This window comes from Methylobacterium sp. 4-46 (assembly GCF_000019365.1).
Taxonomy (GTDB): Bacteria; Pseudomonadota; Alphaproteobacteria; order Rhizobiales; family Beijerinckiaceae; genus Methylobacterium.
Genome location: NC_010511.1, coordinates 4,893,136 through 4,914,204, shown reverse-complemented (window position 1 = coordinate 4,914,204; position 21,069 = coordinate 4,893,136). Strand labels below are relative to the sequence as shown.

General features: G+C 73.0%; 22 protein-coding genes. 9 read left to right on the top strand and 13 right to left on the bottom strand.

Annotated features, from left to right (window positions below; translation table 11 throughout):
• Positions 1 to 98: 98 nt before the first annotated feature.
• Together coaD and M446_RS21355 are read right to left on the bottom strand one after the other, a co-directional pair.
• On the bottom strand, positions 99 to 599 hold the full coding sequence (gene coaD, locus M446_RS21360) for a pantetheine-phosphate adenylyltransferase (protein WP_012334189.1): 501 nt from the start codon (positions 597 to 599) through the stop codon (positions 99 to 101).
• Positions 600 to 642: 43 nt separating this feature from the next.
• The gene (locus M446_RS21355; RefSeq protein ID WP_012334188.1) at positions 643 to 1,383 is read right to left on the bottom strand and encodes a phosphodiester glycosidase family protein; all 741 of its coding nucleotides are present in this window, start codon (positions 1,381 to 1,383) and stop codon (positions 643 to 645) included.
• A 126-nt stretch (positions 1,384 to 1,509) separates the two neighbouring features.
• Here M446_RS21355 and M446_RS21350 point away from each other — a divergent pair, with 126 nt between their 5' ends.
• On the top strand, positions 1,510 to 2,079 hold the full coding sequence (locus M446_RS21350; protein WP_043701492.1) for a hypothetical protein: 570 nt from the start codon (positions 1,510 to 1,512) through the stop codon (positions 2,077 to 2,079).
• Positions 2,080 to 2,128: 49 nt separating this feature from the next.
• Here M446_RS21350 and M446_RS21345 read toward each other — a convergent pair whose 3' ends face one another.
• Positions 2,129 to 2,530, bottom strand: a complete 402-nt coding sequence (locus tag M446_RS21345; protein WP_012334186.1) for a DUF4174 domain-containing protein — start codon at positions 2,528 to 2,530, stop codon at positions 2,129 to 2,131.
• Between the two features lie 193 nt (positions 2,531 to 2,723).
• Here M446_RS21345 and M446_RS21340 point away from each other — a divergent pair, with 193 nt between their 5' ends.
• The 5 genes from M446_RS21340 (at position 2,724) to M446_RS21320 (ending at position 6,985) form a co-directional block, all read left to right on the top strand.
• Positions 2,724 to 3,737: an NADP-dependent oxidoreductase gene (locus tag M446_RS21340; protein ID WP_012334185.1), complete on the top strand. Its 1,014-nt coding sequence runs from the start codon at positions 2,724 to 2,726 to the stop codon at positions 3,735 to 3,737.
• Between the two features lie 161 nt (positions 3,738 to 3,898).
• Positions 3,899 to 4,123, top strand: coding sequence for a hypothetical protein (locus M446_RS21335; protein ID WP_012334184.1), 225 nt, complete (start codon positions 3,899 to 3,901; stop codon positions 4,121 to 4,123).
• Positions 4,124 to 4,352: 229 nt separating this feature from the next.
• Entirely contained in the window at positions 4,353 to 5,435 is a 1,083-nt protein-coding gene (locus tag M446_RS21330; protein ID WP_012334183.1) for a transglycosylase SLT domain-containing protein, read from the top strand.
• 132 nt (positions 5,436 to 5,567) lie between these two features.
• Positions 5,568 to 5,819 carry a hypothetical protein gene (locus tag M446_RS21325; RefSeq protein ID WP_012334182.1) on the top strand — a complete coding sequence of 84 codons (252 nt, stop codon included), beginning with the start codon at positions 5,568 to 5,570 and terminating at the stop codon, positions 5,817 to 5,819.
• 521 nt (positions 5,820 to 6,340) lie between these two features.
• The gene (locus tag M446_RS21320; protein ID WP_012334181.1) at positions 6,341 to 6,985 is read left to right on the top strand and encodes a L,D-transpeptidase; all 645 of its coding nucleotides are present in this window, start codon (positions 6,341 to 6,343) and stop codon (positions 6,983 to 6,985) included.
• A 252-nt stretch (positions 6,986 to 7,237) separates the two neighbouring features.
• Here M446_RS21320 and M446_RS21315 read toward each other — a convergent pair whose 3' ends face one another.
• Both M446_RS21315 and M446_RS21310 read right to left on the bottom strand, forming a co-directional pair.
• Positions 7,238 to 7,810: a L,D-transpeptidase gene (locus M446_RS21315; RefSeq protein WP_012334180.1), complete on the bottom strand. Its 573-nt coding sequence runs from the start codon at positions 7,808 to 7,810 to the stop codon at positions 7,238 to 7,240.
• A gap of 122 nt (positions 7,811 to 7,932) precedes the next feature.
• Positions 7,933 to 8,814, bottom strand: a complete 882-nt coding sequence (locus tag M446_RS21310; RefSeq protein ID WP_012334179.1) for an alpha/beta fold hydrolase — start codon at positions 8,812 to 8,814, stop codon at positions 7,933 to 7,935.
• 570 nt (positions 8,815 to 9,384) lie between these two features.
• Between M446_RS21310 and ssb the strand changes: the two genes are divergently transcribed.
• Both ssb and gyrA read left to right on the top strand, forming a co-directional pair.
• Positions 9,385 to 9,900, top strand: coding sequence for a single-stranded DNA-binding protein (gene ssb / locus M446_RS21305; protein WP_012334178.1), 516 nt, complete (start codon positions 9,385 to 9,387; stop codon positions 9,898 to 9,900).
• A gap of 372 nt (positions 9,901 to 10,272) precedes the next feature.
• Positions 10,273 to 13,011: a DNA gyrase subunit A gene (gene gyrA / locus M446_RS21300; RefSeq protein ID WP_043701489.1), complete on the top strand. Its 2,739-nt coding sequence runs from the start codon at positions 10,273 to 10,275 to the stop codon at positions 13,009 to 13,011.
• 312 nt (positions 13,012 to 13,323) lie between these two features.
• Here the strand turns inward: gyrA and M446_RS21295 are convergent, their stop codons facing one another.
• The gene (locus M446_RS21295) at positions 13,324 to 13,554 is read right to left on the bottom strand and encodes a DUF1127 domain-containing protein (RefSeq protein ID WP_012334176.1); all 231 of its coding nucleotides are present in this window, start codon (positions 13,552 to 13,554) and stop codon (positions 13,324 to 13,326) included.
• A 111-nt stretch (positions 13,555 to 13,665) separates the two neighbouring features.
• Here M446_RS21295 and M446_RS21290 point away from each other — a divergent pair, with 111 nt between their 5' ends.
• Positions 13,666 to 14,355: an ArsR/SmtB family transcription factor gene (locus tag M446_RS21290; protein ID WP_012334175.1), complete on the top strand. Its 690-nt coding sequence runs from the start codon at positions 13,666 to 13,668 to the stop codon at positions 14,353 to 14,355.
• A gap of 6 nt (positions 14,356 to 14,361) precedes the next feature.
• Here the strand turns inward: M446_RS21290 and M446_RS21285 are convergent, their stop codons facing one another.
• The 7 genes from M446_RS21285 to M446_RS21255 all read right to left on the bottom strand — a co-directional run bounded on the left by M446_RS21285 (position 14,362) and on the right by M446_RS21255 (position 21,007).
• Entirely contained in the window at positions 14,362 to 16,506 is a 2,145-nt protein-coding gene (locus M446_RS21285; RefSeq protein ID WP_012334174.1) for a S9 family peptidase, read from the bottom strand.
• 171 nt (positions 16,507 to 16,677) lie between these two features.
• The gene (locus M446_RS21280; RefSeq protein ID WP_012334173.1) at positions 16,678 to 17,100 is read right to left on the bottom strand and encodes a SufE family protein; all 423 of its coding nucleotides are present in this window, start codon (positions 17,098 to 17,100) and stop codon (positions 16,678 to 16,680) included.
• Between the two features lie 66 nt (positions 17,101 to 17,166).
• Positions 17,167 to 18,195 (bottom strand): PAS domain S-box protein, encoded by a 1,029-nt coding sequence (locus M446_RS21275; RefSeq protein WP_012334172.1) that lies wholly within the window; start codon positions 18,193 to 18,195, stop codon positions 17,167 to 17,169.
• 86 nt (positions 18,196 to 18,281) lie between these two features.
• Entirely contained in the window at positions 18,282 to 18,671 is a 390-nt protein-coding gene (locus M446_RS21270; RefSeq protein WP_012334171.1) for a DoxX family protein, read from the bottom strand.
• Between the two features lie 69 nt (positions 18,672 to 18,740).
• Positions 18,741 to 19,613 carry a S1 family peptidase gene (locus tag M446_RS21265; protein ID WP_012334170.1) on the bottom strand — a complete coding sequence of 291 codons (873 nt, stop codon included), beginning with the start codon at positions 19,611 to 19,613 and terminating at the stop codon, positions 18,741 to 18,743.
• A 156-nt stretch (positions 19,614 to 19,769) separates the two neighbouring features.
• Positions 19,770 to 20,588 carry a trypsin-like serine protease gene (locus M446_RS21260; protein ID WP_012334169.1) on the bottom strand — a complete coding sequence of 273 codons (819 nt, stop codon included), beginning with the start codon at positions 20,586 to 20,588 and terminating at the stop codon, positions 19,770 to 19,772.
• Between the two features lie 107 nt (positions 20,589 to 20,695).
• Complete coding sequence (locus M446_RS21255) at positions 20,696 to 21,007, bottom strand: hypothetical protein (protein WP_012334168.1); 312 nt, start codon at positions 21,005 to 21,007, stop codon at positions 20,696 to 20,698.
• Positions 21,008 to 21,069: the final 62 nt, after the last annotated feature.

Sequence of the window (21,069 nt, the reverse complement as noted above, 5' to 3'; positions counted from 1 at the left end):
GAAATCTCCTTCAGCTGGGGAATGCGGCCGGGATCGGCCCAGGGCTTGGCGAAACAAGGCTTGGCGAATCAAGGCTTGGCGAATCAAGGCTTGGAAAATCACGGCTTGGCGAAGCGGGCGCGCAGGCGCTCGGCCACGAGATCGGGCACGAAGGGCCGCACGTCGCCCCCCATCGCGGCGATCTGGCGCACCAGCGTGGCGGTGATCGGGCGCACGCCGGTCGAGGCCGGCAGGAAGACCGTCTGCACCTCCGGGGCCATGGCGCCGTTCATCCCCGCGAGCTGCATCTCGTAGTCGAGGTCGGTCCCGTCGCGCAGGCCGCGGATGAACAGGCTCGCCCCGACCCGCCGCGCCGCCGAGACCGCGAGATCGTCGAAGGTGACCACGTCGAGCGCCGCGCCCTCCGCGGCGGCGAGGGGCGCGCAGATCTCCCGCAGCAGCTCCGCCCGCTCCTCGGCGCCGAACAGGGGCGTCTTGCCCGGATGAACCCCGATGGCGATGACGAGCCGCGGGACCAGCCGGCAGGCCTGCCGGATCACGTCCACGTGGCCGTTGGTCACCGGATCGAAGGACCCGGCATAGAGCGCGGTGCGGTTCATCGCGGCGTCAGGTAGACCATCGGCCGCGGGAAGGAAATGGGCCTCAGCGCGGGACCGCGCCGACGAGCGGCCCGAGGGGGCGGCTCAGGTCCTGGCGGTTGAGCGCGGGCGCGTAGAGGCTCGACACGCTGCCGTCGAGGAAGAGCGCGTTCGGGCAGCCGAGCGCGTCGCGGAACAGCCGGGCGAAGGCCCCGAAGGTGACCGGCGCCTCCGAGATGGCGAAGACGGCGACGTGCCCGTCGGGCCTCACCCCGACGCCGTTGCGGATCTTCAGCGAGGGACCGTTCGTCGAGATCTTCGGGTGGATGCGGCCGGCGAGCACCAGCATCGGCCCGGACTGGGTCGCGTACTCGGCCCGCACGCGGGCGCGCAGGTAGCGGCCGGTCTCCAGCACGCCGGCCCGGTCGCCGCTGACGTAGAAGACGCCGTTCGGCTTGAGGTGGAAATTGCCGGGGCCGTTCGCCGTGTTGGCGGCTTTGAGCTCGCGCCCCTCCTCCACGTAGAGGCCGACCGGCGCGAGACCGGCATCGTACATGCCGGCATTCATCGCGAAGCTGAGCCCCTTGCCCTGCGCGGCGGCGAGGCGGCCGAGGGAGGCGTAGGGCTGCCCGTCGGCGCCGCGCCAGAACAGCTTGATCCGGCTCCTGCGCAGGTCCACCGTGCAGGCGACGAAGCGCTCGCCCTCGTGGCTGACCGGCACGCAGGGCTCGGCCGCGCGCGCCGCGACGGCCCAGAGCAGCAGCGCCCCCGCGGTCCACGCCCTCGCCCCGCCCCAACCAAGCATGTCCGGCCCTCGCGTTCGCCTCGCCGGGCCGCTCGGTAGCACGCGATCACCTTCCTGTGCAGCGGGGACCGAAACCCTCGCAGCCGCGTTTCCTTTTGGGACAGGTCGCAATTCGGAGATGACGACATGACACGCGTGATGGTGGCGTCGGCAGCCCTGGTGGGCGCGCTTATGCTGGCCCCGACGATGGCGGAGGCGCGCGGCGGCTTTGGCGGCGGCGGCTTCCACGGCGGTGGCGGCGGCTTCCGCGGCGGCCTCGGCGGGGGCGGATTCCGCGGCGGCCTCGGCGGGGGCGGGTTCCGCGGCGGGTTCGCGGGAGGCGGGTTCCGCGGCGCCGGCTTCGGGGGCGGCTTCCGGAATGCGGGCTTCGGCGCCGGTCTCGGACGGCCGGCCTTCGGCGGCGGCTACGGCTTCCGCGGCGCCCGGTTCGGCTACGGGGGCTACGGCTATCGCGGCTACGGCTACCGCGGCTACGGTTACCGCCGGGGCTACGGCTACGGCGCCGCCGGCCTGGGCCTCGGCCTCGGACTCGGCCTCGCGGCCGCCTCGGCCTACCCGTACTATTACGGGGGCTACTACCCGGCGAGCTATTACGGCTACGGCTACGACGATTACGGCGGCTGTTACCAAGTGCCTCGGGTGCGCTGGACGCCCTACGGCTACCGGCGCGTCCTGGTGACCCGCTGCGATTACTGACCGCGACAGCGGGGCCGTCACAGCGGGGCCGTCCTCGGGCGGCCCCGCCTCAGCGCCGGCCGGCCTCGTCGCGGCGCATCGGCATGGCGTCGATGGTGGCGAAGAGCGTCTCGGCGGGGATCGGCGCGGCGGCCCTGAGCTTGGCGGTGCCGTCCTTGCCCACCAGCACGGCGCGAAACTCCTGCGCCGGCAGGGCGAGCGCCCGCCGGATCGCCGCTGCCTGCGGACCCGCACCGACCGCCTCGACGAGGACGAGGTTCCGCTCCGCCGCCCCGGCCTCGTGCCGCGCGAGGACGCGCCGCTGCGCCGCGACGCGCGGGTCGTCCGGGGTTGCGGCGACCACGAGCAGGCGCGCCTTCCAGCGGTAGCGGTCCAGGGGTGAGCCGGCGGCGGGCGTCGGCGCGAGCGCGGCGGCGGCGAGCGCGGCCGGCAGGAGCGTGGTCAGGATCATCGGAACGGTCCGGCGAGGGGCTCGGCGCGGAAATAGATCCGGGCGCCCCGGGGGCCAGGGGAGGCGGCGGGCGCGCCGGCCGCGCCCTCGGCCCGCCCCGGGCAAGCGTGGCGTTGACCCGAAGCCGCCCGGGCACCAAGTCCGGGGCGTCGCGCACGCCGCGCCCGCCGGCGGCCATGCCAGGGAGACCCCCATGTCAGACCTCAACCGCCGCATCGTCCTCGCCGCCCGCCCGCACGGCGAGCCGAACCCGGCGCATTTCCGGCTCGAACGGGGCGCCGTGCCGGTCCCGCGGGAGGGCGAGGTGCTGCTGCGCAACCGCTACCTGTCCCTCGATCCCTACATGCGCGGCCGGATGAGCGCGGCGAAATCCTACGCCAAGCCGGTCGAGATCAACGAGGTCATGGTCGGCGGCACGGTCGCGGAGGTGGTGGCCTCCCACAATCCCGGCTTCGCGGCCGGCGACACGGTGCTGGCCTATGGCGGCTGGCAGGATTTCGCGGTCTCGGATGGGAGAGGCCTGCGCAAGCTCGATCCCGCGGTCGCCCCGGTCACCACCGCGCTCGGGATCCTCGGCATGCCGGGGATGACCGCCTACACGGGCCTGCTCACCATCGGCGCTCCCAAGCCCGGCGAGACGGTCGTGGTGGCGGCCGCGACCGGGCCGGTGGGCTCCCTGGTCGGTCAGATCGCCAAGCTGAAGGGCGCGCGGGCGGTCGGGATCGCGGGCGGCCCCGACAAGTGCCGCCACCTCACGGAGGAGCTCGGCTTCGACGCCGCGATCGACCACCGCAGCGCCGACCTGCCGGGGGCGCTGGCGGCGGCCTGCCCGAACGGGATCGACGTCTATTTCGAGAATGTCGGCGGCGCCGTCTTCGACGCGGTGCTGCCGCTCCTCAACGATTTCGCCCGGATCCCGGTCTGCGGCCTGGTGGCGAACTACAACATGACCGAGCTCCCTCCCGGCCCGGACCGGGTGCCGGCGCTGATGCGCGCCACCTTGAGCAAGCGCCTCACCTTCCGGGGCTTCATCGTCTGGGACTTCGCCGACCAGGAGCCCGCCTTCCTGCGCGACGTCGCCGAATGGCTCCGCGACGGGCGGATCCGCTACCGGGAGGACATCGTGGAAGGTCTCGAACAGGCGCCCGAGGCCTTCATCGGCCTCCTGAAGGGCCGCAACTTCGGGAAGCTCGTGGTGAAACTCTGACCCGGCGCCCGCGGCGCCGCCTGGACTGCGCTTCCCCTGGCGTCGGGCGCCGCTCCCGGGAACCGGGCGCCGGGATCCGGGTTCCTCCTCTCACCCGCCACGGTTGCGGCGGCCGCCCGGGTCGGGTGGCCGCGACCGCGCGGGTTTCCGGAGGAGAAGCGATGAGACAGATCCTGATCGCCGCGTCCGTCGCGGCCGGCCTCGCGGCCGCGAGCGGTGCCGCCGAGGCGAAGGGTTGCATCAAGGGCGCGATCGCCGGCGGGGTCGCCGGGCATTACGCGGGCGGCCACACCCTGGCGGGCGCGGCGGCCGGGTGCGCCATCGGCCGCCACCAGGCCAACAAGCGCGACCGCGCCGCTCCGCAGCAGCAGCCGGTCTCGCGCTGAGCCGCGCCGCCCCTGTGCCGCGGCGCAGCACGCCCCTGGCCAAGCTTTCCCGGCTTGCTCCAAGTTAAGCTTGGCCGTTCGGCGCCGGGCGAGTCGCGGCTCCATCGGCCAAGCCTTGTCCCGCACAAGATCACGGCGGCGCGAGCGGCGCCGTCTTATCGCCACAACTCCCCGGCTTCCTGGCCGAAACGCGCCGGACACATTCGGCCCAGCTCGGGGATGACCCTTCATGACGCATCGCGCGATCGGACCGTCGGCCCAGGTCGTCCGCTGGGCCCCCGCCGGTCCGCGGGACGCGCTGGTGGTCGGCGGCCGGGCCGCCCCGGGCGGCGTTCCGGTCCTGGCCCGCACCATCCTCACCGCCGCCTGCCTGGCGGCGGGGCTGGGGTCGCTCCTGCACCGCTACGGTCCGGACCTCGTGAGTTCGGCCGGCCCGCCGGTCGCCCTGATGGCCGACCTCCTGGTGATGCCCAAGGTGATGCCCAAGCCCCGCCTGCAGGCCGCGCCCAAGGAGGCGCCGATCAGCATGCCGGTGCACGACCTCGACACCGCGCTCGGGGCGGACGGCGTCGACCGGGTCTCCTACGACGACCTGCTCTCGGCGACGACGGGCGGCGACCCGAACGAGGTGCTGGCCTTCGGGCCGATGCGGGTGCGCCGCCACATCGTCCAGACCATCGTCAAGGCCGCCTACAGGGTCGGCATGGATCCGGTCCTGCTGATGGCGATCGCCGACAAGGAGTCGAGCTTCGCCACCGAGGTCCAGGCCCGCACCTCCTCGGCGACCGGCCTCTACCAGTTCATCGAGCGCACCTGGCTCCAGGTGATGCGCGAGTTCGGCGCCCAGCACGGCCTCGCCCGCGAGGCGTCGCTGATCGCCGAGGACAACACGGTGGCGGATGCGGCCGAGAAGGCCCGCATCCTCGACATGCGCCGGGACCCGGCCCTCTCGGCCCTGCTGGCCGGGGAGATGCTCAAGCGCGACAGCACCCGGATCGCCGCCCGCATCGGCCGCTCGCTCTCGGTGGGCGAGACCTACCTCGCGCACTTCCTCGGACCCGACGACGCCGAGCGCTTCATGGCGAAGGTCGTCGAGGAGCCGAAGGCGGAGGCCGCCGCCCTGCTGCCGAAGCCCGCCAAGGCCAACAAGCCGATCTTCTACGAGCGGGTCGGGCGCCGGAAGGCGCGCAGCCTGACGGTGGCGCAGGTGCACGACAAGTTCGAGGCGATGATGACGACCCGCGGCGACCGCTACCGGGACGTCGGCGCGCTGATGGGCGTGATGGCCTACGCGGCCGCGCAGACCCCCTGAACGGACCCGTTTGACCCGCCTCCCGGCTGCCCTAACCTCCCCTCGTCCGGCCGAGGGCCGGACCCGCCACGCCCGCGCATTAGCCGGCGGGGCGGACGGGAGGATGCCGCGCAGAGGCAGATGAGGAGCGCGATGGCCGCGAAGGACGATTCGGACTCCTACGCACGCGAGTACGCCGACACCGCCGGGCAGCAGGCGGCGTTCTTCCGCGAGCAGGCGGAGCGTCACCGGCGCGAGGCCGCCCGGGCGCGCGTGACGGCCGACATGAGCCAGGGCGAGGACCGCGCCGCGCAGACGCGCCGGGCCGAGCACCTCGAATCGCTGGGCCGCGCCGACGATACCATGGCGGAAGCCTTCGAGGCCCGGGCTCGCGGCCCGAACTGAGGGCGCGGAGCGGGCCTCTCCCCCGACGGCAGGGCCGATCGCGATCCCCCCGGGGCCCGACGCGGCCGCGCGGCTGCGCGGACCGCCGGGCGAGCCTGCACCCCTCCGCGATCCTCGCGCCGCCCGCCGCGGGGCGGACGCGACGACCCCGCGCGCTGCGTGGACGCGGTCGCGCCGATCGGCGCATCCATGCGTGCCGCGCAGGTGGTGTCTGCATCAAACGCCGAGCTTGCGACGTCGCCGGGCGGCAGGCACGGGCGCGACGCGCTCCGCCCCGGCCCGTCGCGGAGCGACGCGTCCCCCTCACGGCCAAGCCGGAAAGACGAAGCCCAGACGCCGCCCCGCCAACGGCCAAGGTGCGCCGGCGCACCGCAGCATCCGCCGGCCCGGGCCAAGCAGAAACCCGCACAGCGACGGCTCAGCGGTTCACCACAGCACGAAGCGCGGCTTTTCCCGGGAACCGAAGTCGCCGTCGAACATTCTTAACTGCAAAGGTAACTGCTGAGGTAAGGCTCCCGCTCATGAAGATCTTCGCCTCCGCCCTCGCGGGCGTCCTCGGTGCCTGCGTGCTCGCCTCGGCCCCGGTCAAGGCGGCCCCCTACGACCCGTTCGATGTCAATCCCGGCGAGGAGTACTACGCGAGCCGGCCCTACGGGGCGCCCTTCTCCGCCGCTCCCTACGGACGGGGGCAGGCCGCCGGGAGCACCGACCAAGCGCAGGTCGCCCCGATCCCGCGGGAGCTCGTGCCCTTCGACGGCCGCTACGCTCCGGGCACGGTCGTGGTCTCGACGGCCGAGCGCCGCCTCTACTACGTGCTCGGCGACGGCATGGCGATCCGCTACGGGGTCGGCGTCGGCCGCCCGGGCTTCACCTGGTCGGGCACGAAGACGATCGTCGCCAAGAAGGAGTGGCCGTCCTGGACGCCCCCGAAGGAGATGCTGGCCCGCCGCCCCGACCTGCCGCGCTACATGGCCGGCGGCATCGACAACCCGCTCGGCGCCCGCGCCATGTACATCGGCGGCACGCTCTACCGCATCCACGGCTCGAACGAGCCCGACACGATCGGCCAGGCGGTCTCCTCCGGGTGCATCCGCATGACCAACGACGACGTCACCGACCTCTACGAGCGCGTCAAGGTCGGCTCCAGGGTCGTCGTCCTCAACTGACAATCCGATCCGTCACGCTCTTCGGAGACGGGCGGATCAGCGAGCGTGCGACGGGCCGTTCTCCACCGGGAGGGCGGCCCGTTCCGCATGGGAGTTGGTCGCGATGCGCGCGGGTCGCGGGGCGGTCGCCCGGCCGGGCCCGTCGCTTCGGGTGCCCGCCGCGAGGCACCCCGCCTGCGAAGTCGCTCCGGAGGGCGCCGGGCGGGATCCCCGCGGCCGCTCGGCGACACGCCCGCGGGACGCGCCCCGTCCCTACGGCAGCACCACCACCTTCGTGCCGACCTTCACCCGGCCGTAGAGGTCGATGACGTCCCGGTTCGTCATGCGGATGCATCCCGAGGACACCGCCGCCCCGATCGTCTCGGGCTCGTTCGAGCCGTGGATGCGGTAGAGCGACGAGCCGAGATACAGCGCCCGGGCGCCGAGCGGGTTGTCCATGCCGCCGGCCATGTAGCGCGGAAGGTCCGGGCGGCGCCTGAGCATCTGCTCGGGCGGGCGCCAGGCCGGCCATTCCTTCTTCATCGTCACGGTCTTGGTGCCCGACCAGGAGAACCCGTCGCGGCCCACGCCGACGCCGTACTGGATCGCCTCCTGGTTCGGCAGGATGTAGTAGAGCCGCCGCTGGCTGGTCGAGACCACGACCGTGCCGGGCTTGTAGGGGCTGTTCCAGCCGATGGTCTGGCGGGGCACCGCCTGCTGGCGGAAGACCGTCAGGAAATCGGCGAGCGGCCCGCTGTCGAGCAGGCTGGCGGCGTGGCCGGGCATGGTGCCGGCCAGGGCCAGCAGGGCGGCGCCGCAGAGCGGCGCCAGGATGCGAGGCGTCATCGTCCCCTCCTCCGCGGGAGCGCCGCCGGGCGGCGCGGAAGCGCCGGGATGGCCGAGGGGAGTCGGGCCGGTCAACCCAGGCGCGTACGTGCGCCGGCAGGTGACGCTTTCCCGCCACAGGCTCACGCGGTCGCGGCGGCGCCGGTCAGGAAGGTCAGGAGGGCGCGGTTCACCTCCGCCGCTTCCTCGTGCTGGACCCAGTGCGTGGCCTCCGGAAAGTGCCGGATCTCCCCCGCGGCGCAGCGCGCGAGGCTGGCCTCGGCGAGCCCCGCTTCGAGCGCGGTGTCCCGCTCGCCCCACAGGATCAGAACCGGCGGTCGGACGGGATCCGGGAGCGGGCGCCGGGGCAGGCGCAGCCCGCGGTACCAGTTGAGCATGCCGGTGAGGGCTCCGGGCTCGCTCCAAGCCCGGGCGTAGCGGTCGAGCGCGGCCGCGTCGAAGGTCCCGGGGCGGCTCGATCCCGCTAGCGCGCGGCGCAGCAGCGCGAAATCGCCCGCGCGCAGCAGCGCCTCGGGCAGCCAGGGCAGCTGGAACAGGCCCATGTAGCTGCTGCGCAGGATCTGGGTCGGATGGCGCCCGACATAGCCGAAGAACACGTCCGGGTGCGGCGCATTGAGGATCGCGGCGCGCTCGACCCGCTCGGCGTACCGGGCCGCGCATTGCCACGCCACGACGCCTCCCCAATCGTGACCGACGAGCCGGATCCTGTCCCGCGCGAACGCGTCGGCGAGGCCGATCACGTCCGCCGCCAGCTCGTCCAGGTGATAGGCTCCGAGATCCTTCGGCTTGCCGCTCGCCCCGTAGCCGCGCTGGTCGGGCGCGACCACCCGCAGGCCCGCGGCGGCGAGCGGGCCGATCTGGTGGCGCCAGCCGTACCAGAATTCCGGGAATCCGTGCAGCAGCAGCGTGAGCGGCCCGTCCGGCGGCCCGGCCTCGGCGAGGTGCAGCACCGTCCCGCGGACCCGGATCGCCCGCGTCGTCACCTCAGGCAGGTCTGTCAGCACGGGTTCCTCCACGGCGGCCGGCTCCGCAACGAGAACGGGGTGCGCCGCCTCCGGATCCGGCGGCCGCCCCGATCCTCCGCCGGGCAGCGCGGGCTCCTCTGCGGCACGTCGCCGGCCTGATCGGCCCTCGTCCGCGGCCGGCGTCAACCGGCCGTTCAGCACAGCGCGTGGCTTCTCTGCATCAGCTGCCACCAATCCCTTGACGAGACCTTCGAGGCACTTGCCCCGAGCAATGGCGCGAGCCTATATTTGGCGTTGCAGCACGGCGATGGCGTCGTCGTTCTGCTGCCCTCTTTGGGCGTTTCCTCCCTAGACTTGGGCCACACCGCGCGTGTGGCCTTTTTTCTTTGGGGGTCGTTCTCCGGCCGGCGAGGGCGCGCCCCCTTGCCCGAAACGCCGAACAAATATAGAACAAGAGCGATCCCACCGGCTGTGTGTTCCGGGCACAGGCGGCCCGTCGGCCTTGCCGGTGCGGATCCGTTCGGCCCACCCTCGCGCCGTCCCGCGGACGGTGCGCGGCCCAGGGCCGGGCGCGGCAGCCCGAGAGAGATGGACGGCAAGGAGAGCGTGATGGCGGGCAGCGTGAACAAGGTGATCCTGGTGGGCAATCTCGGGCGCGACCCCGAGGTGCGCCGCCTCGCCTCCGGCGACCCGGTGGTGAATCTCCGGCTCGCGACCTCGGAATCCTGGAAGGACAAGCAGTCCGGGGAGCGCAAGGAGAAGACCGAGTGGCACTCGGTCGTGATCTACAACGAGAATCTGGCCCGCGTGGCCGAGCAGTACCTGCGCAAGGGCTCTAAGGTCTACGTCGAGGGGCAGCTCCAGACCCGCAAGTGGCAGGACCAGTCCGGCGTCGAGAAGTACACGACCGAGGTGGTGCTGCAGCGTTTCCGGGGCGAGCTGACGATCCTCGACGGGCGCGGCGGCGGCGAGATGGGCGCGGCCGACGACATGGGCGGCGGTCAGATCAGCCGCGGCGGCGATTTCGGCGGCGGCGGCCGCTCCTCGGGCGGCGAGCGCCGGCCGGCCCCGGCGGGCGGCGGCCAGAAGCGCTACGACGACCTGGACGACGACATCCCGTTCTAGCGCATGTGCGACGAAGGGGATGCCGGTTCGTCGAGGACGATGCGGCGGGATCGCTGACCAAGATTACTGACCAAGCTCAATGACTTGGAGCCGCGCCCGATCGCAACCGGATCGGGCGCGGCTCCGGGATCTCGGCCACGCGGCGTCGCGGCCCATCGCGGCGCGGCCACGACCACGACCCGGATCCGTCGGTCCGGGCCGTCGCGTCCGGCGGGGCGCGCAGCGGCCGGATCCGGGTTGCGCGGGGGACCCGGAAACCCCATCTAAATCATTGCTGGCGCATCCATTCCGGCCACTGCCGCGCTGCTGGCGGCGGCACCCGAAATCGGCTAGTTTCCCCGTGGCCCCGTCGGCCCCCGCGAGAGTGTGACCTTGGCAGAGAAAGACGAGACTGGCGCTCCCCCGCCCGCCAGCGACATCAAGCCCGTTTCCATCACCGACGAGATGCGCCGCTCCTACCTCGATTACGCGATGAGCGTGATCGTGAGCCGGGCGCTGCCGGACGCGCGCGACGGCCTCAAGCCCGTCCACCGGCGCATCCTCTACTCGATGTACGAGAACGGCTACCTGCCGGAACGCAAGTACGTCAAGTCGGCGCGCATCGTCGGCGACGTGATGGGTCAGTATCACCCGCACGGCGACCAGTCGATCTACGACGCGCTGGTCCGCATGGCGCAGGATTTCGCCATGCGGCTGATGCTGGTCGATGGCCAGGGCAATTTCGGCTCGATCGACGGCGATCCGCCGGCGGCGATGCGCTACACGGAATCGCGCCTCGCCAAGCCCGCCATGGCGCTGCTCGAGGACATCGACAAGAACACGGTCGACTTCAACCCGAACTACGACGAGTCGAAGGACGAGCCGGCGGTGCTGCCCGCCCGCTTCCCGAACCTCCTCGTCAACGGCGCCGGCGGCATCGCGGTCGGCATGGCGACCAACATCCCGCCGCACAATCTCGGCGAGGTGATCGAAGGCTGCATCGCGCTGATCGACGATCCCGCCCTCACCATCGAGGGCCTGAACGAGATCATCCCGGGTCCCGACTTCCCGACCGGCGGCCAGATCCTCGGCCGCGCCGGCACCCGCGCCGCCTACATGACCGGCCGCGGCTCGGTGATCATGCGCGCCAAGTCGCACGTGGAGGAGATCCGCAAGGAGCGCGAGGCGCTGGTCTTCACCGAGATCCCCTATCAGGTGAACAAGGCCTCCCTGGTGGAGAAGATCGCCGAGCTCGTGCGCGACAAGCGCATCGAGGGCGTGTCGGATCTGCGCGACGAATCCGACCGCGACGGCATGCGCATCGTGGTCGAACTCAAGCGCGACGCGATGGCGGACGTCGTCCTCAACCAGCTCTACCGGTACACGCCGCTGCAGACCTCCTTCGGCTGCAACATGGTGGCGCTGAACGGCGGCCGCCCTGAGCTCCTCAACCTCAAGGACCTGATCCAGGCCTTCATCGACTTCCGCGAGGAGGTCGTCTCCCGGCGCACCAAGTTCCTGCTGAGGAAGGCGCGCGAGCGCGCCCACGTCCTGTGCGGCCTCGCCATCGCGGTCGCCAACATCGACGAGGTCATCCGGCTGATCCGCACCTCGCCGGATCCGAACAGCGCCCGCGAGGCGCTGATGGCCCGCGACTGGCCGGCCGTCGACATCGCGCCGCTGATCGCCCTCGTGGACGATCCGCGCCACCGCGTCGCCGATGACGGCACCTACCGGCTGTCCGACGCGCAGGCCCGCGCCATCCTGGACCTGCGCCTGCAGCGCCTGACGGCGCTCGGCCGCGACGAGGTCGGGGACGAGCTGAAGCAGCTCGCCGACGAGATCGCCGACTACCTCGACATCCTGCGCTCGCGCGCGCGCATCCTCGGCATCGTCAAGGCCGAACTCGCGGAGGTGCGGGCCGAGTTCGCGACCCCGCGCAGGACCGAGATCCAGGACTGGGACTCGACCGTCGAGGACGAGGACCTGATCCAGCGCGAGGACATGGTCGTGACCGTGTCGCACGCCGGCTACATCAAGCGGGTGCCGCTCTCGACCTACCGGGCGCAGCGGCGCGGCGGCAAGGGCCGCTCCGGCATGACGACCCGCGACGAGGATTTCGTCACCCGGCTCTTCGTCGCCAACACCCACACCCCGGTGCTGTTCTTCTCCTCGCAGGGACAGGCCTACAAGGAGAAGGTCTGGCGGCTGCCGCTCGCGGCCCCGAACGCCCGCGGCAAGGCGCTCGTCAACATCCTGCCCCTCGACACGTCGGGCGAGCGGATCACCACGATCATGCCGCTGCCGGAGGACGAGGCGTCCTGGGAAACGCTCGACGTCATGTTCGCGACGGCGAGCGGCCACGTCCGGCGCAACAAGCTGTCCGACTTCGTGCAGGTCAACCGCAACGGCAAGATCGCCATGAAGCTCGACGAGGGCGACCACATCGTCCATGTCGAGATCTGCACCGAGGCCGACGACGTCCTGCTGACGACGGCGGCGGGGCAGTGCATCCGCTTCCCGGTCACCGACGTGCGGGTGTTCAAGGGCCGCGACTCGACCGGCGTGCGCGGCATCAACCTCGGCAGCGGCGACCGGGTGATCTCCATGACGATCCTGCGCCACTTCGAGGCCACGCCGGAGGAGCGGCAGGCCTATCTGCGCCGGGCCAACGCCGACCGCCGGGCGACCGGCGAGGCGATCGAGCTGCCCGCGACGCCGGAGGCGGACGGCGAGGAGACCGCGGCCTCGATCGACCTCGATCAGGAGCGCTACATCGCCATGGGGGCGGCGGAGCAGTTCGTGCTGACCCTCTCCGAGCGCGGCTTCGGCAAGCGCACCTCCTCCTTCGAGTACCGGATCTCCGGGCGCGGCGGCAAAGGCATCAAGGCCATGGAGGTGAACACCCGCAACGGCCACCTCGTCGCCTCCTTCCCGGTCGAGACGAGCGATCAGATCATGCTGGTGACCAATGGCGGCCAGCTCATCCGCGTGCCGGTGGACGACATCCGCATCGTCGGGCGGGCCTCCCAGGGCGTGACGGTGTTCAACACCGCCAAGGACGAGCGCGTCGTCTCGGTCGAGCACATCGAGGGCGAGGGCGAGAGCGAGGAGGAGGGCGAGGGCAATTGATCCCCGCCCCCTCGCCGCCGAGGCCGATCAACCGCGCCGCTCCGGCCGCCGAAGCGGGGCTCGCCGCGTCCTCGCGCGCGACGCCCGGCATGGCTCATGCCGGTCCGGGGGCGAGCACGGGACCGCGCCGTGAGGGGTGGGGTCACACCGGCGGCCCAGCATGCGGACGCGTCGGGCCGTCGGCCCTTACCAATCGTCGGCACCAAGCCCAGGGCTCGGCGGCGATTCGCGAACGGAACCAACGGTCCTGGGCCATGACCGCCGGTCTCGCCTGCCCGTACTGACCGCGCCCTCTCCGCTCCGGCTGCCCGCTCAACCGCGCCAGAACGGCTTCGCGCATTCCGCCTGCCGTCGATCCTCGTCGAGGCCGATATCCGCCAGGAGGTGCGGGCTCAGGTCGCGCAGCTCCCAGCGGGTGCGGTGGTGCCGCAGGCAGAGCACGAGGAGCGCGCGCAGCCGCGCGCGCAACGGAGCAGCGAGCGGCGCGGGGTGGGTCCTGTCGGGCTGGATCACGGCGGGCTGGCTCATAGCGGGCTGGCCCATAGCGGGCTGGCTCCTGGCCTCACCCTGCCGCCGGCCCGCGCCCGATGCTGCGGCCGCGGCCGAAGCGTGGCGCGTCCTCCCGTGCTACCTCTCGGGCAGGAGGGCTTCCGGATGGTCACCACCGCCACGATCGCGCAGCTCGGCGCCCTGATCGGCGATCCCGCCCGGGCGGCGATGATGCAGGCGCTCATGGACGGGCGCGCGCTCACGGCGGGCGAACTCGCCGGGGTCGCCGGGATCACGCCCCAGACCGCGAGCGGCCACCTCGCGCAGCTGACCCGGGCCGGCCTCCTCGTCGTCGCCCGCCAGGGCCGCCACCGCTACCACCGCCTCGCCGGTCCGGCCGTCGCGCACCTGATCGAGGGCCTGATGCAGGTCGCCGGGGAGGCCGCCCCCGGGCCCCCCACCGGACCGCGCGACGCGCGCCTGCGCCTCGCCCGCACCTGCTACGACCACATCGCCGGGCGGCTCGGCGTCGCGCTCGCCGAGGCCCTGGCCGCGGCGGGCTGGATCGAGATCGCGGAGGAGGCGGGGCTCGTCACGCCGACCGGGCTGGCCCGGCTCACGGCCCTCGGCGTCGCCCTCCCGGTGACCGGCCCCGCGCGCGGTGCCCCCCTGTGCCGCCCCTGCCTCGACTGGAGCGAGCGGCGGCCGCACCTCGCAGGGCGCCTCGGCGCCGCCCTCTGCGCGCACGGCCTCGATCAGGGCTGGATCCGGCGCGAGGCCGGGTCGCGGGCCCTGCTCATCACGCCCGAAGGCCGGCGCGGCTACCGCGAGGCCTTCGGGGTCGCGCTGCCCTGAGGCGAATCAGGCGGCCTCCCCCGCCTTGCCGGCCACGGCGAGCGCGAAGGCGTAGATCAGCGCCACCTCTTCCAGCCGGTCGAAGCGCCCGGCCGCGCCCCCGTGCCCCGCCTCCATGTTGATGCGCAGCAGGACCGGACCGCCCCCGGTCATGGTGGCGCGCAGGCGCGCCACCCATTTCGCGGGCTCCCAGTAGGTCACCCGGGGATCCGTCAGGCCCCCCAGCGCCAGGATCGCCGGATAGGCGGCGGCCCGCAGGTTGTCGTAGGGCGAGTAGGACAGGATGGTCTCGAAGGCCTTCGGGTCCGCGCCCGGATTGCCCCATTCGGGCCATTCCGGCGGGGTCAGCGGCAGGTCGCCGTCGAGCATCGTGTTGAGCACGTCCACGAAGGGCACGTCCGCCACGATGCCGGCGAAGAGCTCGGGCGCGAGGTTGGCCACCGCCCCCATCAGCATCCCGCCCGCGCTGCCGCCATGGGCGACGATCCTGCCGGCCGAGGTATAGCGGGCCTCGATCAGCGCGCCGGCGCAGGCGACGAAATCCGAGAAAGTGTTCGGCTTCTTCTCGCGCTTGCCGTCGAGGTACCAGCGCCAGCCCTTCTCGGTGCCGCCGCGGACATGCGCGATGGCGTAGACGAAGCCGCGGTCCACGAGCGAGAGCGGGTTGGTGCGGAAGCTCGCCGACATCAGCGAGCCGTAGGAGCCGTAGCCGTAGAGGAGGAGCGGCGCCGTGCCGTCGAGCGGGCAGTCGCGGCGGTGGAAGAGCGAGATCGGCACGCGCTCCCCGTCCGGCGCGGTCGCGAACAGGCGGCGGGTCACGTAGCGCGCCGGGTCGTGGCCGCTCGGCACCTCCTGGCGCTTGCGCAGGCGCCGGGTGCGGGTCGAGAGGTCGTAATCGTAGATCTCCGCCGGCGTGGTCAGGGACGAGTAGACGAAGCGCGCCTCGTCGGTGTCGAAGGCCAGGCCCGGCAGCAGGCCGAGCGAGTAGGCCTCCTCCTCGAAGGCCACCGCGTGCTCGTCGCCGGCCGCGTCCCGGACGATCAGCCGCGGCCGCGCATTCTCCAGTTCCAGCCGCACGAGGTGCCGCGCCAGCACGTGTAGGAAGCGGATCATCACGCCCGGGCGGTGCGGGATGAGGTCGCGCCAGTTTGCCCGGCCCGGATCGGCGAGCGGCGCCACCACGATCTTGAAATCCTCCGCCCCGTCCGCGTTGGTGCGGATGAAGAGCTCGTCGCCGCGGTGCTCCACCGAGTAGATCAGCTTGTCGGTCCGCGGCGCGACGGTCCGGTAGAAGGTGCCCGGCCGCGCCCTGTCGATCAGGTGGACCTCGGAGGTCTCGTGGTCGTTGGCCGTGATGGCCAGGAAGGCGCCGGACTGGGTCTCCTCGATGCCGACGAAGAAGCCGGAATCGGGCTCCTCGTAGACCGTCTCGTCGTCGACCTGGGGGGTGCCGAGCCGGTGCAGCATCACCTTGGCCGGCCGGTGGTTCTCGTCGACGGCGACGTACCAGAAGGCCGCGCCGTCCGCGCTCCAGACCGCCTCCCCGGTCGTCGCCAGGACGGCGTCCTCGCGGTCCCGGCCGGAGGCGAGGTCGCGCACCCGGATCGTGTAGAGTTCGGATCCCTTGGTGTCGGCGCTCCAGGCCAGCAGGCGATGGTCGTCCGAATGGGCCACGCTCGACAGATCGAAGAAGGCGTGGCCCTCGCCCTCGCGGTCGCCGTCGATCAGGATCTCCTCGCCCTCGCCCGCGAGGCGCTCGACCGGCACCGCCTCGATCCCGGCGGCGGGACGGCGGCAGACCAGGGGATGCTGCCCCCCCTCCCGGTGACGGGTGTAGTAGGCGAAGGGACCGTCGACGTTGGGGACGCTGCTCTCATCCTCGCGGATCCGCGCGCGCATCTCGGCGACGAGGGTCTTGCGCAGGGACGCGGTCGGGCCGAGCGCCGCCTCCGCGTAGGCGTTCTCCGCCTCCAGGTAGGTCCGGATCTCCGCCGGCAGGGCCGCCGGATCCTTGAGCACCTCCCGCCAATTCGCCGCCTTCAGCCAGGCATAGGGGTCCTCGACGGTGCGCCCGTGAACGGTGAAGCTGTGGGGCCGCGCGGGCGCCGTCGGGGAAGGCAAGCTCGGCCGAAGGGACGAAGTCATGGACATTACCGCGTGAGAGGCAATCGGTGCCGGAGGCCATCGGTGCCAGAGTCAACCGGTGCCAGAATCAACCAGTGCCATGTGCCGCCGGAGGCCCGCCGGTGCAAGCCGTGCGACCGCATGCCCGGACGGCTCACCCGCTTCCTCGCGGAAACGGCTGCCTTCGCGCGAGCGGGATCAGGCTGCCAGCCGCGCCGCGTCGGAGCGGATGCGCTCCATCATGGCCCGCGCGCCGTTGGAGCGCTGCGCGGTCAGGTGCTCGGAGAGGCCGAGCTGCTGGAACAGGCCGAGCGCGTCCGCCCGCGCGGCGTCCACCGCCGTGCGGCCGTCGAAGAAGGCGATCAGCACGGCGACCACGCCCTTGGTGATGTGCGCGTCCGAATCGCCCAGGAAATGCAGGCGGGGCGTGCCGTCCGATCGATCGACCAGGGTCTCGAGCCAGACCTGGCTGACGCAGCCCCGCACCTTGTTGGCGTCGCTCCGCGCCTCGGCGGGCATCGGCGGCAGCTTGCGGCCGAGTTCCATCAGGTACTGGTGGCGGTCCTCCCACTCCTCCAGGAACGCGAAATTGTCCACGATCTCGGCGATGGGCGGCAGCATGGCGGGAAGGGTTCCGGGTCGATGGCCGGGATATAGGGACGAGCGGCCGGCCACGCCACCCGGACGTCACGCGGGCACCGGCAGCAGCAATTCGAGGGGCGCCTCGGCGGTCGCCTCGCCGGACGCCACGATCTCCGCCTGCCCGGCATAGGCCGCGATCAGCCGCGGGCCGAGCTTCGGCGGCGCGACGGTGACCGCGCCGTTGCCGATCCCGCCCGAGATCACCCGGACCCGGACCGGCTCGCCGGGCGGGGCGTCGGGGATCAGCACCGAGGTGAAGCAGGTCGCGCTCTCGGGCGTCGCGTCGAGGCCCTCCGCCACCACCTCGGCCAGGATCATGCCCAGCGCGTTGGCGGTGCGCGGCTGGAGCAGGGCCGAGCGCTCCGCCGCCACCTCGACCACGATCCGCCCTGCCCGGCGCAGCTGCGCGAGGCCGCGGCCGAGCCGCTGCAGGTACTCGGCGAGATCGATGCTGGCGATGGCCGGCGCCTCGTGCAGGTGCTGCTGGACCAGCGCGATCGCCCGCACCCGCTGCCCCAGCGCGTCGAAGGCCGGCCGGCACGGCTGCGGCGCCGCGCGGCCGTAGAGGCCGATCAGGCTCACCATCACCTGAAGGTTGTTGCGCACGCGGTGGTAGACTTCCGCAAGCAGCGCCTCCTTCTCGGCCGCGGCGTGGGCGGCGTGCTCCTCGGCCCGGCGCCGGTCGGTGATGTCGAAGCAGGTTCCGCAATAGCCCTGGAAGGTGCCGTCCTCGAAGAGAGGCGTGCCCTGGCCGAGCATCCAGCGGAAGTCGCCGTCGTGGCGGCGCAGGCGGTACTCGGAGGTGAAGCTGGTGCGGTCCGTGTGGGCCGCCGAGACCAGGTCGTCGTGGGCGCCGCGATCCTCCGGGTGCACGCCGTCCCGCCAGCCGTGGCCGAGCTCCTCCGCCGCCTCGCGGCCCCGGAAGGCGAGCCAGGCCGGATTGACGTAGATGCAGCGCGCCTGCGGGTCGGTGCGCCAGATCGGGAGCGCCGCTCCCTCCGCGAAGAGGCGGAAGGCCGGGCTCACGGCGGCAAGCGGGTCGGCCGCCCCGGTCGACGATGTGTCTGCGGCCATGTCCGTTTTGCCCGCTCTGCCGGTTGTCTCCTTCGGAGCGCGGTCAACGTGCCGGCCTCCCCGCCGTTCCGTGCGTGTAACAGGCGTTAACGCTGGTTGACCGCGAGGCGCCCCGGACCGACTGCGGCGATCATCAACAGCGCCCCGATGATCGAGAGATTTTTCAGGGCCTGAATCTGATTGGTGCGCACGGCTTCTCCAGTCATGGCCCAGAAATTGTGGAAGAACACGACCGTCAGCACGGTGAAGGCGGCGAGCGCGACGGCCGCCGCGCGGGCGTAGAGGCCGAGCGCGATCAACGCGCCGAGGCCGAGTTCGGCCGCGATGGTGAGGTAGGCGAGGATCTGGGGCGCCGGCAGGCCCTTGCCGGCGATCGCGGCGGTCACGCCGCCCGGGTTCATGAGCTTCCCGAAACCGGACCAGAGGAACAGGGCCACCACGCAGAGGCGGGCCACGAGCAGCACGGCGTTGGTCATCGGGACTCCTCCGGATCGGGGCCCGGATAGGAGCCCGGTCGCCGCACCGTCAAGCTCGGGTAGGACCGCTCAGCGGCCGCCCGTCCAGTCGGCCGGGTTGCCGCGCAGGCTGCGGGTCGCCGCCTCGTCGCCCGGCTGGTAGCGCGAGAGGTCCGCGGCGCGGGCCGAGATCCAGTCGGTGTGCCGGGCGATCGGGGTCACGGCGGTGAAGCCCCCGCAGGCCGTGCGCACGCGGCCCTGCTGGGCGGCGCCGCTCGACCAGCTCACGACCCCGACCAGCTGGTAGCTGCCCGCGCTGCCCTTGAGGATCGGGCCGCCGGAATCCCCCAGGCAGGCGCCGGCCCCCGCCGTCTCGGCGAGGCTGCGGCGATCCGCCACCACGGTCACGGTGTTGGCGACCTGGAGGTCGCCGAGGGACACGAGCCGGGCCTGGCGCAGGACCCGGGCGGTGCCGCGCCGGTTCTCGGCCACGACCCCGTAGCCCGCGATGGAGACCGGATCCCCGGCCGAGATCCCGCCGCCGCCCCGCAGCGTCAGGGGCTGGAAGTCCGGCCCGAGCCGCTCGCTGAGCTTGAGGATGGCGAGATCGGTGCCCGGCTGATCCTCGGGCGTGGTCCCGGACACGAAATCGGGATGCATCGCCGCCGCGACCGCGCGCAGGCGCCGCTGGCGGAAGCCGCGGTCGGTCACGACGACCCAGTAGCCCGCCCGATGCATGACGCAATGCGCGGCGGTCAGCACCAGATCCTGGTCGATCAGGGAGCCGGAGCACATCTCGCCCGTGGTGCTCTCGATGCGCACGACCGAGCCGCGCAAGCCGTTGGGGTCGCGCTCGATCTCGCCGAGGACGACGGCCCCGGCTCCACCTGCGCCGAACAGGGCGGGAAGGCTCGCGGCCGCGGCGGCCAGGACGGACAGGAATCGGGTCGAGACGAAGCGCATGTGGTGAACTGTGAGGCCTCCGGCCACGCTCGACAAGGGAAGTCTCGCCGCCGGCTTCCGGTTCCGAAACAATCCGCGCGCAGCGTAAACAGGATCGTGAGGCGTCCGACCGCGAAGTCGAAGCGTCCGCCTTCCCGTGTACCGGGCGAGAACCGGTCATTCCCAGCGCGCGACGACGCTCCAGCGCGACAGGATCCCGTCGATCCAGGCGCGCTGTGGCCCGAGAAGCACGCCCTGGGAGAAACCGCCGCAACCTCCCGGACCGCTGGTCCAGGTCGTGACCGCGACGACGCGGTCCGCGGCGGTGATCGGTCCGCCGGAATCGCCCTCGCAGGCGCCCGCGACCCCGTCCGCCGCCCGCAGCCAGACCAGGATCCGGCTCGGCCCGTGCGGTTCGACGGCCGGCAGCGCCGCGACCCGGTAGGTGCCGCTGCTGCGCGGATCGCGCGGACGGGCGAGGCCGTAGCCGCCGAGGGTGAGGGCGGCCCCGGCCCGGGGCGGGGCGGCGGAGAGCGGCGCCGGGGCGAAGCGGGCGGGCAGCGGGGCGGGCAGGCGCAGGAGCGCGAGGTCGATCGAGCGGCGGCGCCCCGCGACGGCGCCCGGGTCGAAGCCGGGATGCACCGCCGCCTCGGCGAGCGGCAGCAGCACGGGCTCGCCCGCGCCGTCGCGGAAATGCACCCGGTGCTCCGCGCCGGGCGCGGCGCAATGGCCGGCCGTGAGAACCACGGTCGGGGCGAGCACGACGCCGCTGCAGACGCCGCCGCGGGAGGAGAGCACCATCACGGCCGAGCCCGCGAGCGGGCCGCCGGGATCGTCCCGCCCGCCGATCACCGCCGCGGCGGGTGCCAGGGCGGCGAGCCAGCAGGCCGCCGCGGCCGGCGCCAGGGCGGCGAGCCGGCCGGCCACTGCGGCCGGCGCCAGGGCGGCGAGCCGGCCGGCCGCCGCGAGGAGGGAAAGGAGCGTCGCTGAGGGCATGGCGGGGCGCCGACGGGCTGCGGGAAGGTCCGGACCCCGCCTCTGCACCGTCGCGGGCCCGGTCGTCCACAGCCGGTTGCGGCCGTTCCCCGCCGCGAGGGGGCTCGTCAGTTCGGTCCCGTGGCGAACACGCCCGCCACGACCGCGTCGGGGACGAGGCATCCGGTGCAGACCGAGGCGATCGCGCGGTTGGCCCGCGCGGTGATGCGCGCCTCGAAGGCGGCCCGCGCCGCCGCGGCCTGCGCCTGCGCGTCGGCCGACCCGCCCGCGCCGATCTCGCTCTGCGGGCGGATGCGCAGGAAGAGCGGCGCCTCGCCCTCCTGCGCGCGGGCAGCCGGCACCGCCAGCACCGCGCAGGCGAGGGCCGCGGCCCACCGCCGGACGGCCCCGCGCCCGGATCCGTTCCCCGTCTCCGCCATGCCCCCTCCCCCGCCGATCCCGACCAAGCTCGGCCCGAGCGCTTAACCAATCGCTAACCTTG

Bases quoted from the DNA above. Each gene is read 5' to 3' on its own strand.
- coaD (WP_012334189.1), bottom strand. From the start codon at position 599: ATGAACCGCACCGCGCTCTATGCCGGGTCCTTCGATCCGGTGACCAAC.
- M446_RS21355 (WP_012334188.1), bottom strand. From the start codon at position 1,383: ATGCTTGGTTGGGGCGGGGCGAGGGCGTGGACCGCGGGGGCGCTGCTG.
- M446_RS21350 (WP_043701492.1), top strand. From the start codon at position 1,510: ATGACACGCGTGATGGTGGCGTCGGCAGCCCTGGTGGGCGCGCTTATG.
- M446_RS21345 (WP_012334186.1), bottom strand. From the start codon at position 2,530: ATGATCCTGACCACGCTCCTGCCGGCCGCGCTCGCCGCCGCCGCGCTC.
- M446_RS21340 (WP_012334185.1), top strand. From the start codon at position 2,724: ATGTCAGACCTCAACCGCCGCATCGTCCTCGCCGCCCGCCCGCACGGC.
- M446_RS21335 (WP_012334184.1), top strand. From the start codon at position 3,899: ATGAGACAGATCCTGATCGCCGCGTCCGTCGCGGCCGGCCTCGCGGCC.
- M446_RS21330 (WP_012334183.1), top strand. From the start codon at position 4,353: ATGACGCATCGCGCGATCGGACCGTCGGCCCAGGTCGTCCGCTGGGCC.
- M446_RS21325 (WP_012334182.1), top strand. From the start codon at position 5,568: ATGGCCGCGAAGGACGATTCGGACTCCTACGCACGCGAGTACGCCGAC.
- M446_RS21320 (WP_012334181.1), top strand. From the start codon at position 6,341: ATGAAGATCTTCGCCTCCGCCCTCGCGGGCGTCCTCGGTGCCTGCGTG.
- M446_RS21315 (WP_012334180.1), bottom strand. From the start codon at position 7,810: ATGACGCCTCGCATCCTGGCGCCGCTCTGCGGCGCCGCCCTGCTGGCC.
- ssb (WP_012334178.1), top strand. From the start codon at position 9,385: ATGGCGGGCAGCGTGAACAAGGTGATCCTGGTGGGCAATCTCGGGCGC.
- M446_RS21295 (WP_012334176.1), bottom strand. From the start codon at position 13,554: ATGGGCCAGCCCGCTATGAGCCAGCCCGCCGTGATCCAGCCCGACAGG.
- M446_RS21290 (WP_012334175.1), top strand. From the start codon at position 13,666: ATGGTCACCACCGCCACGATCGCGCAGCTCGGCGCCCTGATCGGCGAT.
- M446_RS21285 (WP_012334174.1), bottom strand. From the start codon at position 16,506: ATGTCCATGACTTCGTCCCTTCGGCCGAGCTTGCCTTCCCCGACGGCG.
- M446_RS21280 (WP_012334173.1), bottom strand. From the start codon at position 17,100: ATGCTGCCGCCCATCGCCGAGATCGTGGACAATTTCGCGTTCCTGGAG.
- M446_RS21275 (WP_012334172.1), bottom strand. From the start codon at position 18,195: ATGGCCGCAGACACATCGTCGACCGGGGCGGCCGACCCGCTTGCCGCC.
- M446_RS21270 (WP_012334171.1), bottom strand. From the start codon at position 18,671: ATGACCAACGCCGTGCTGCTCGTGGCCCGCCTCTGCGTGGTGGCCCTG.
- M446_RS21265 (WP_012334170.1), bottom strand. From the start codon at position 19,613: ATGCGCTTCGTCTCGACCCGATTCCTGTCCGTCCTGGCCGCCGCGGCC.
- M446_RS21260 (WP_012334169.1), bottom strand. From the start codon at position 20,588: ATGCCCTCAGCGACGCTCCTTTCCCTCCTCGCGGCGGCCGGCCGGCTC.
- M446_RS21255 (WP_012334168.1), bottom strand. From the start codon at position 21,007: ATGGCGGAGACGGGGAACGGATCCGGGCGCGGGGCCGTCCGGCGGTGG.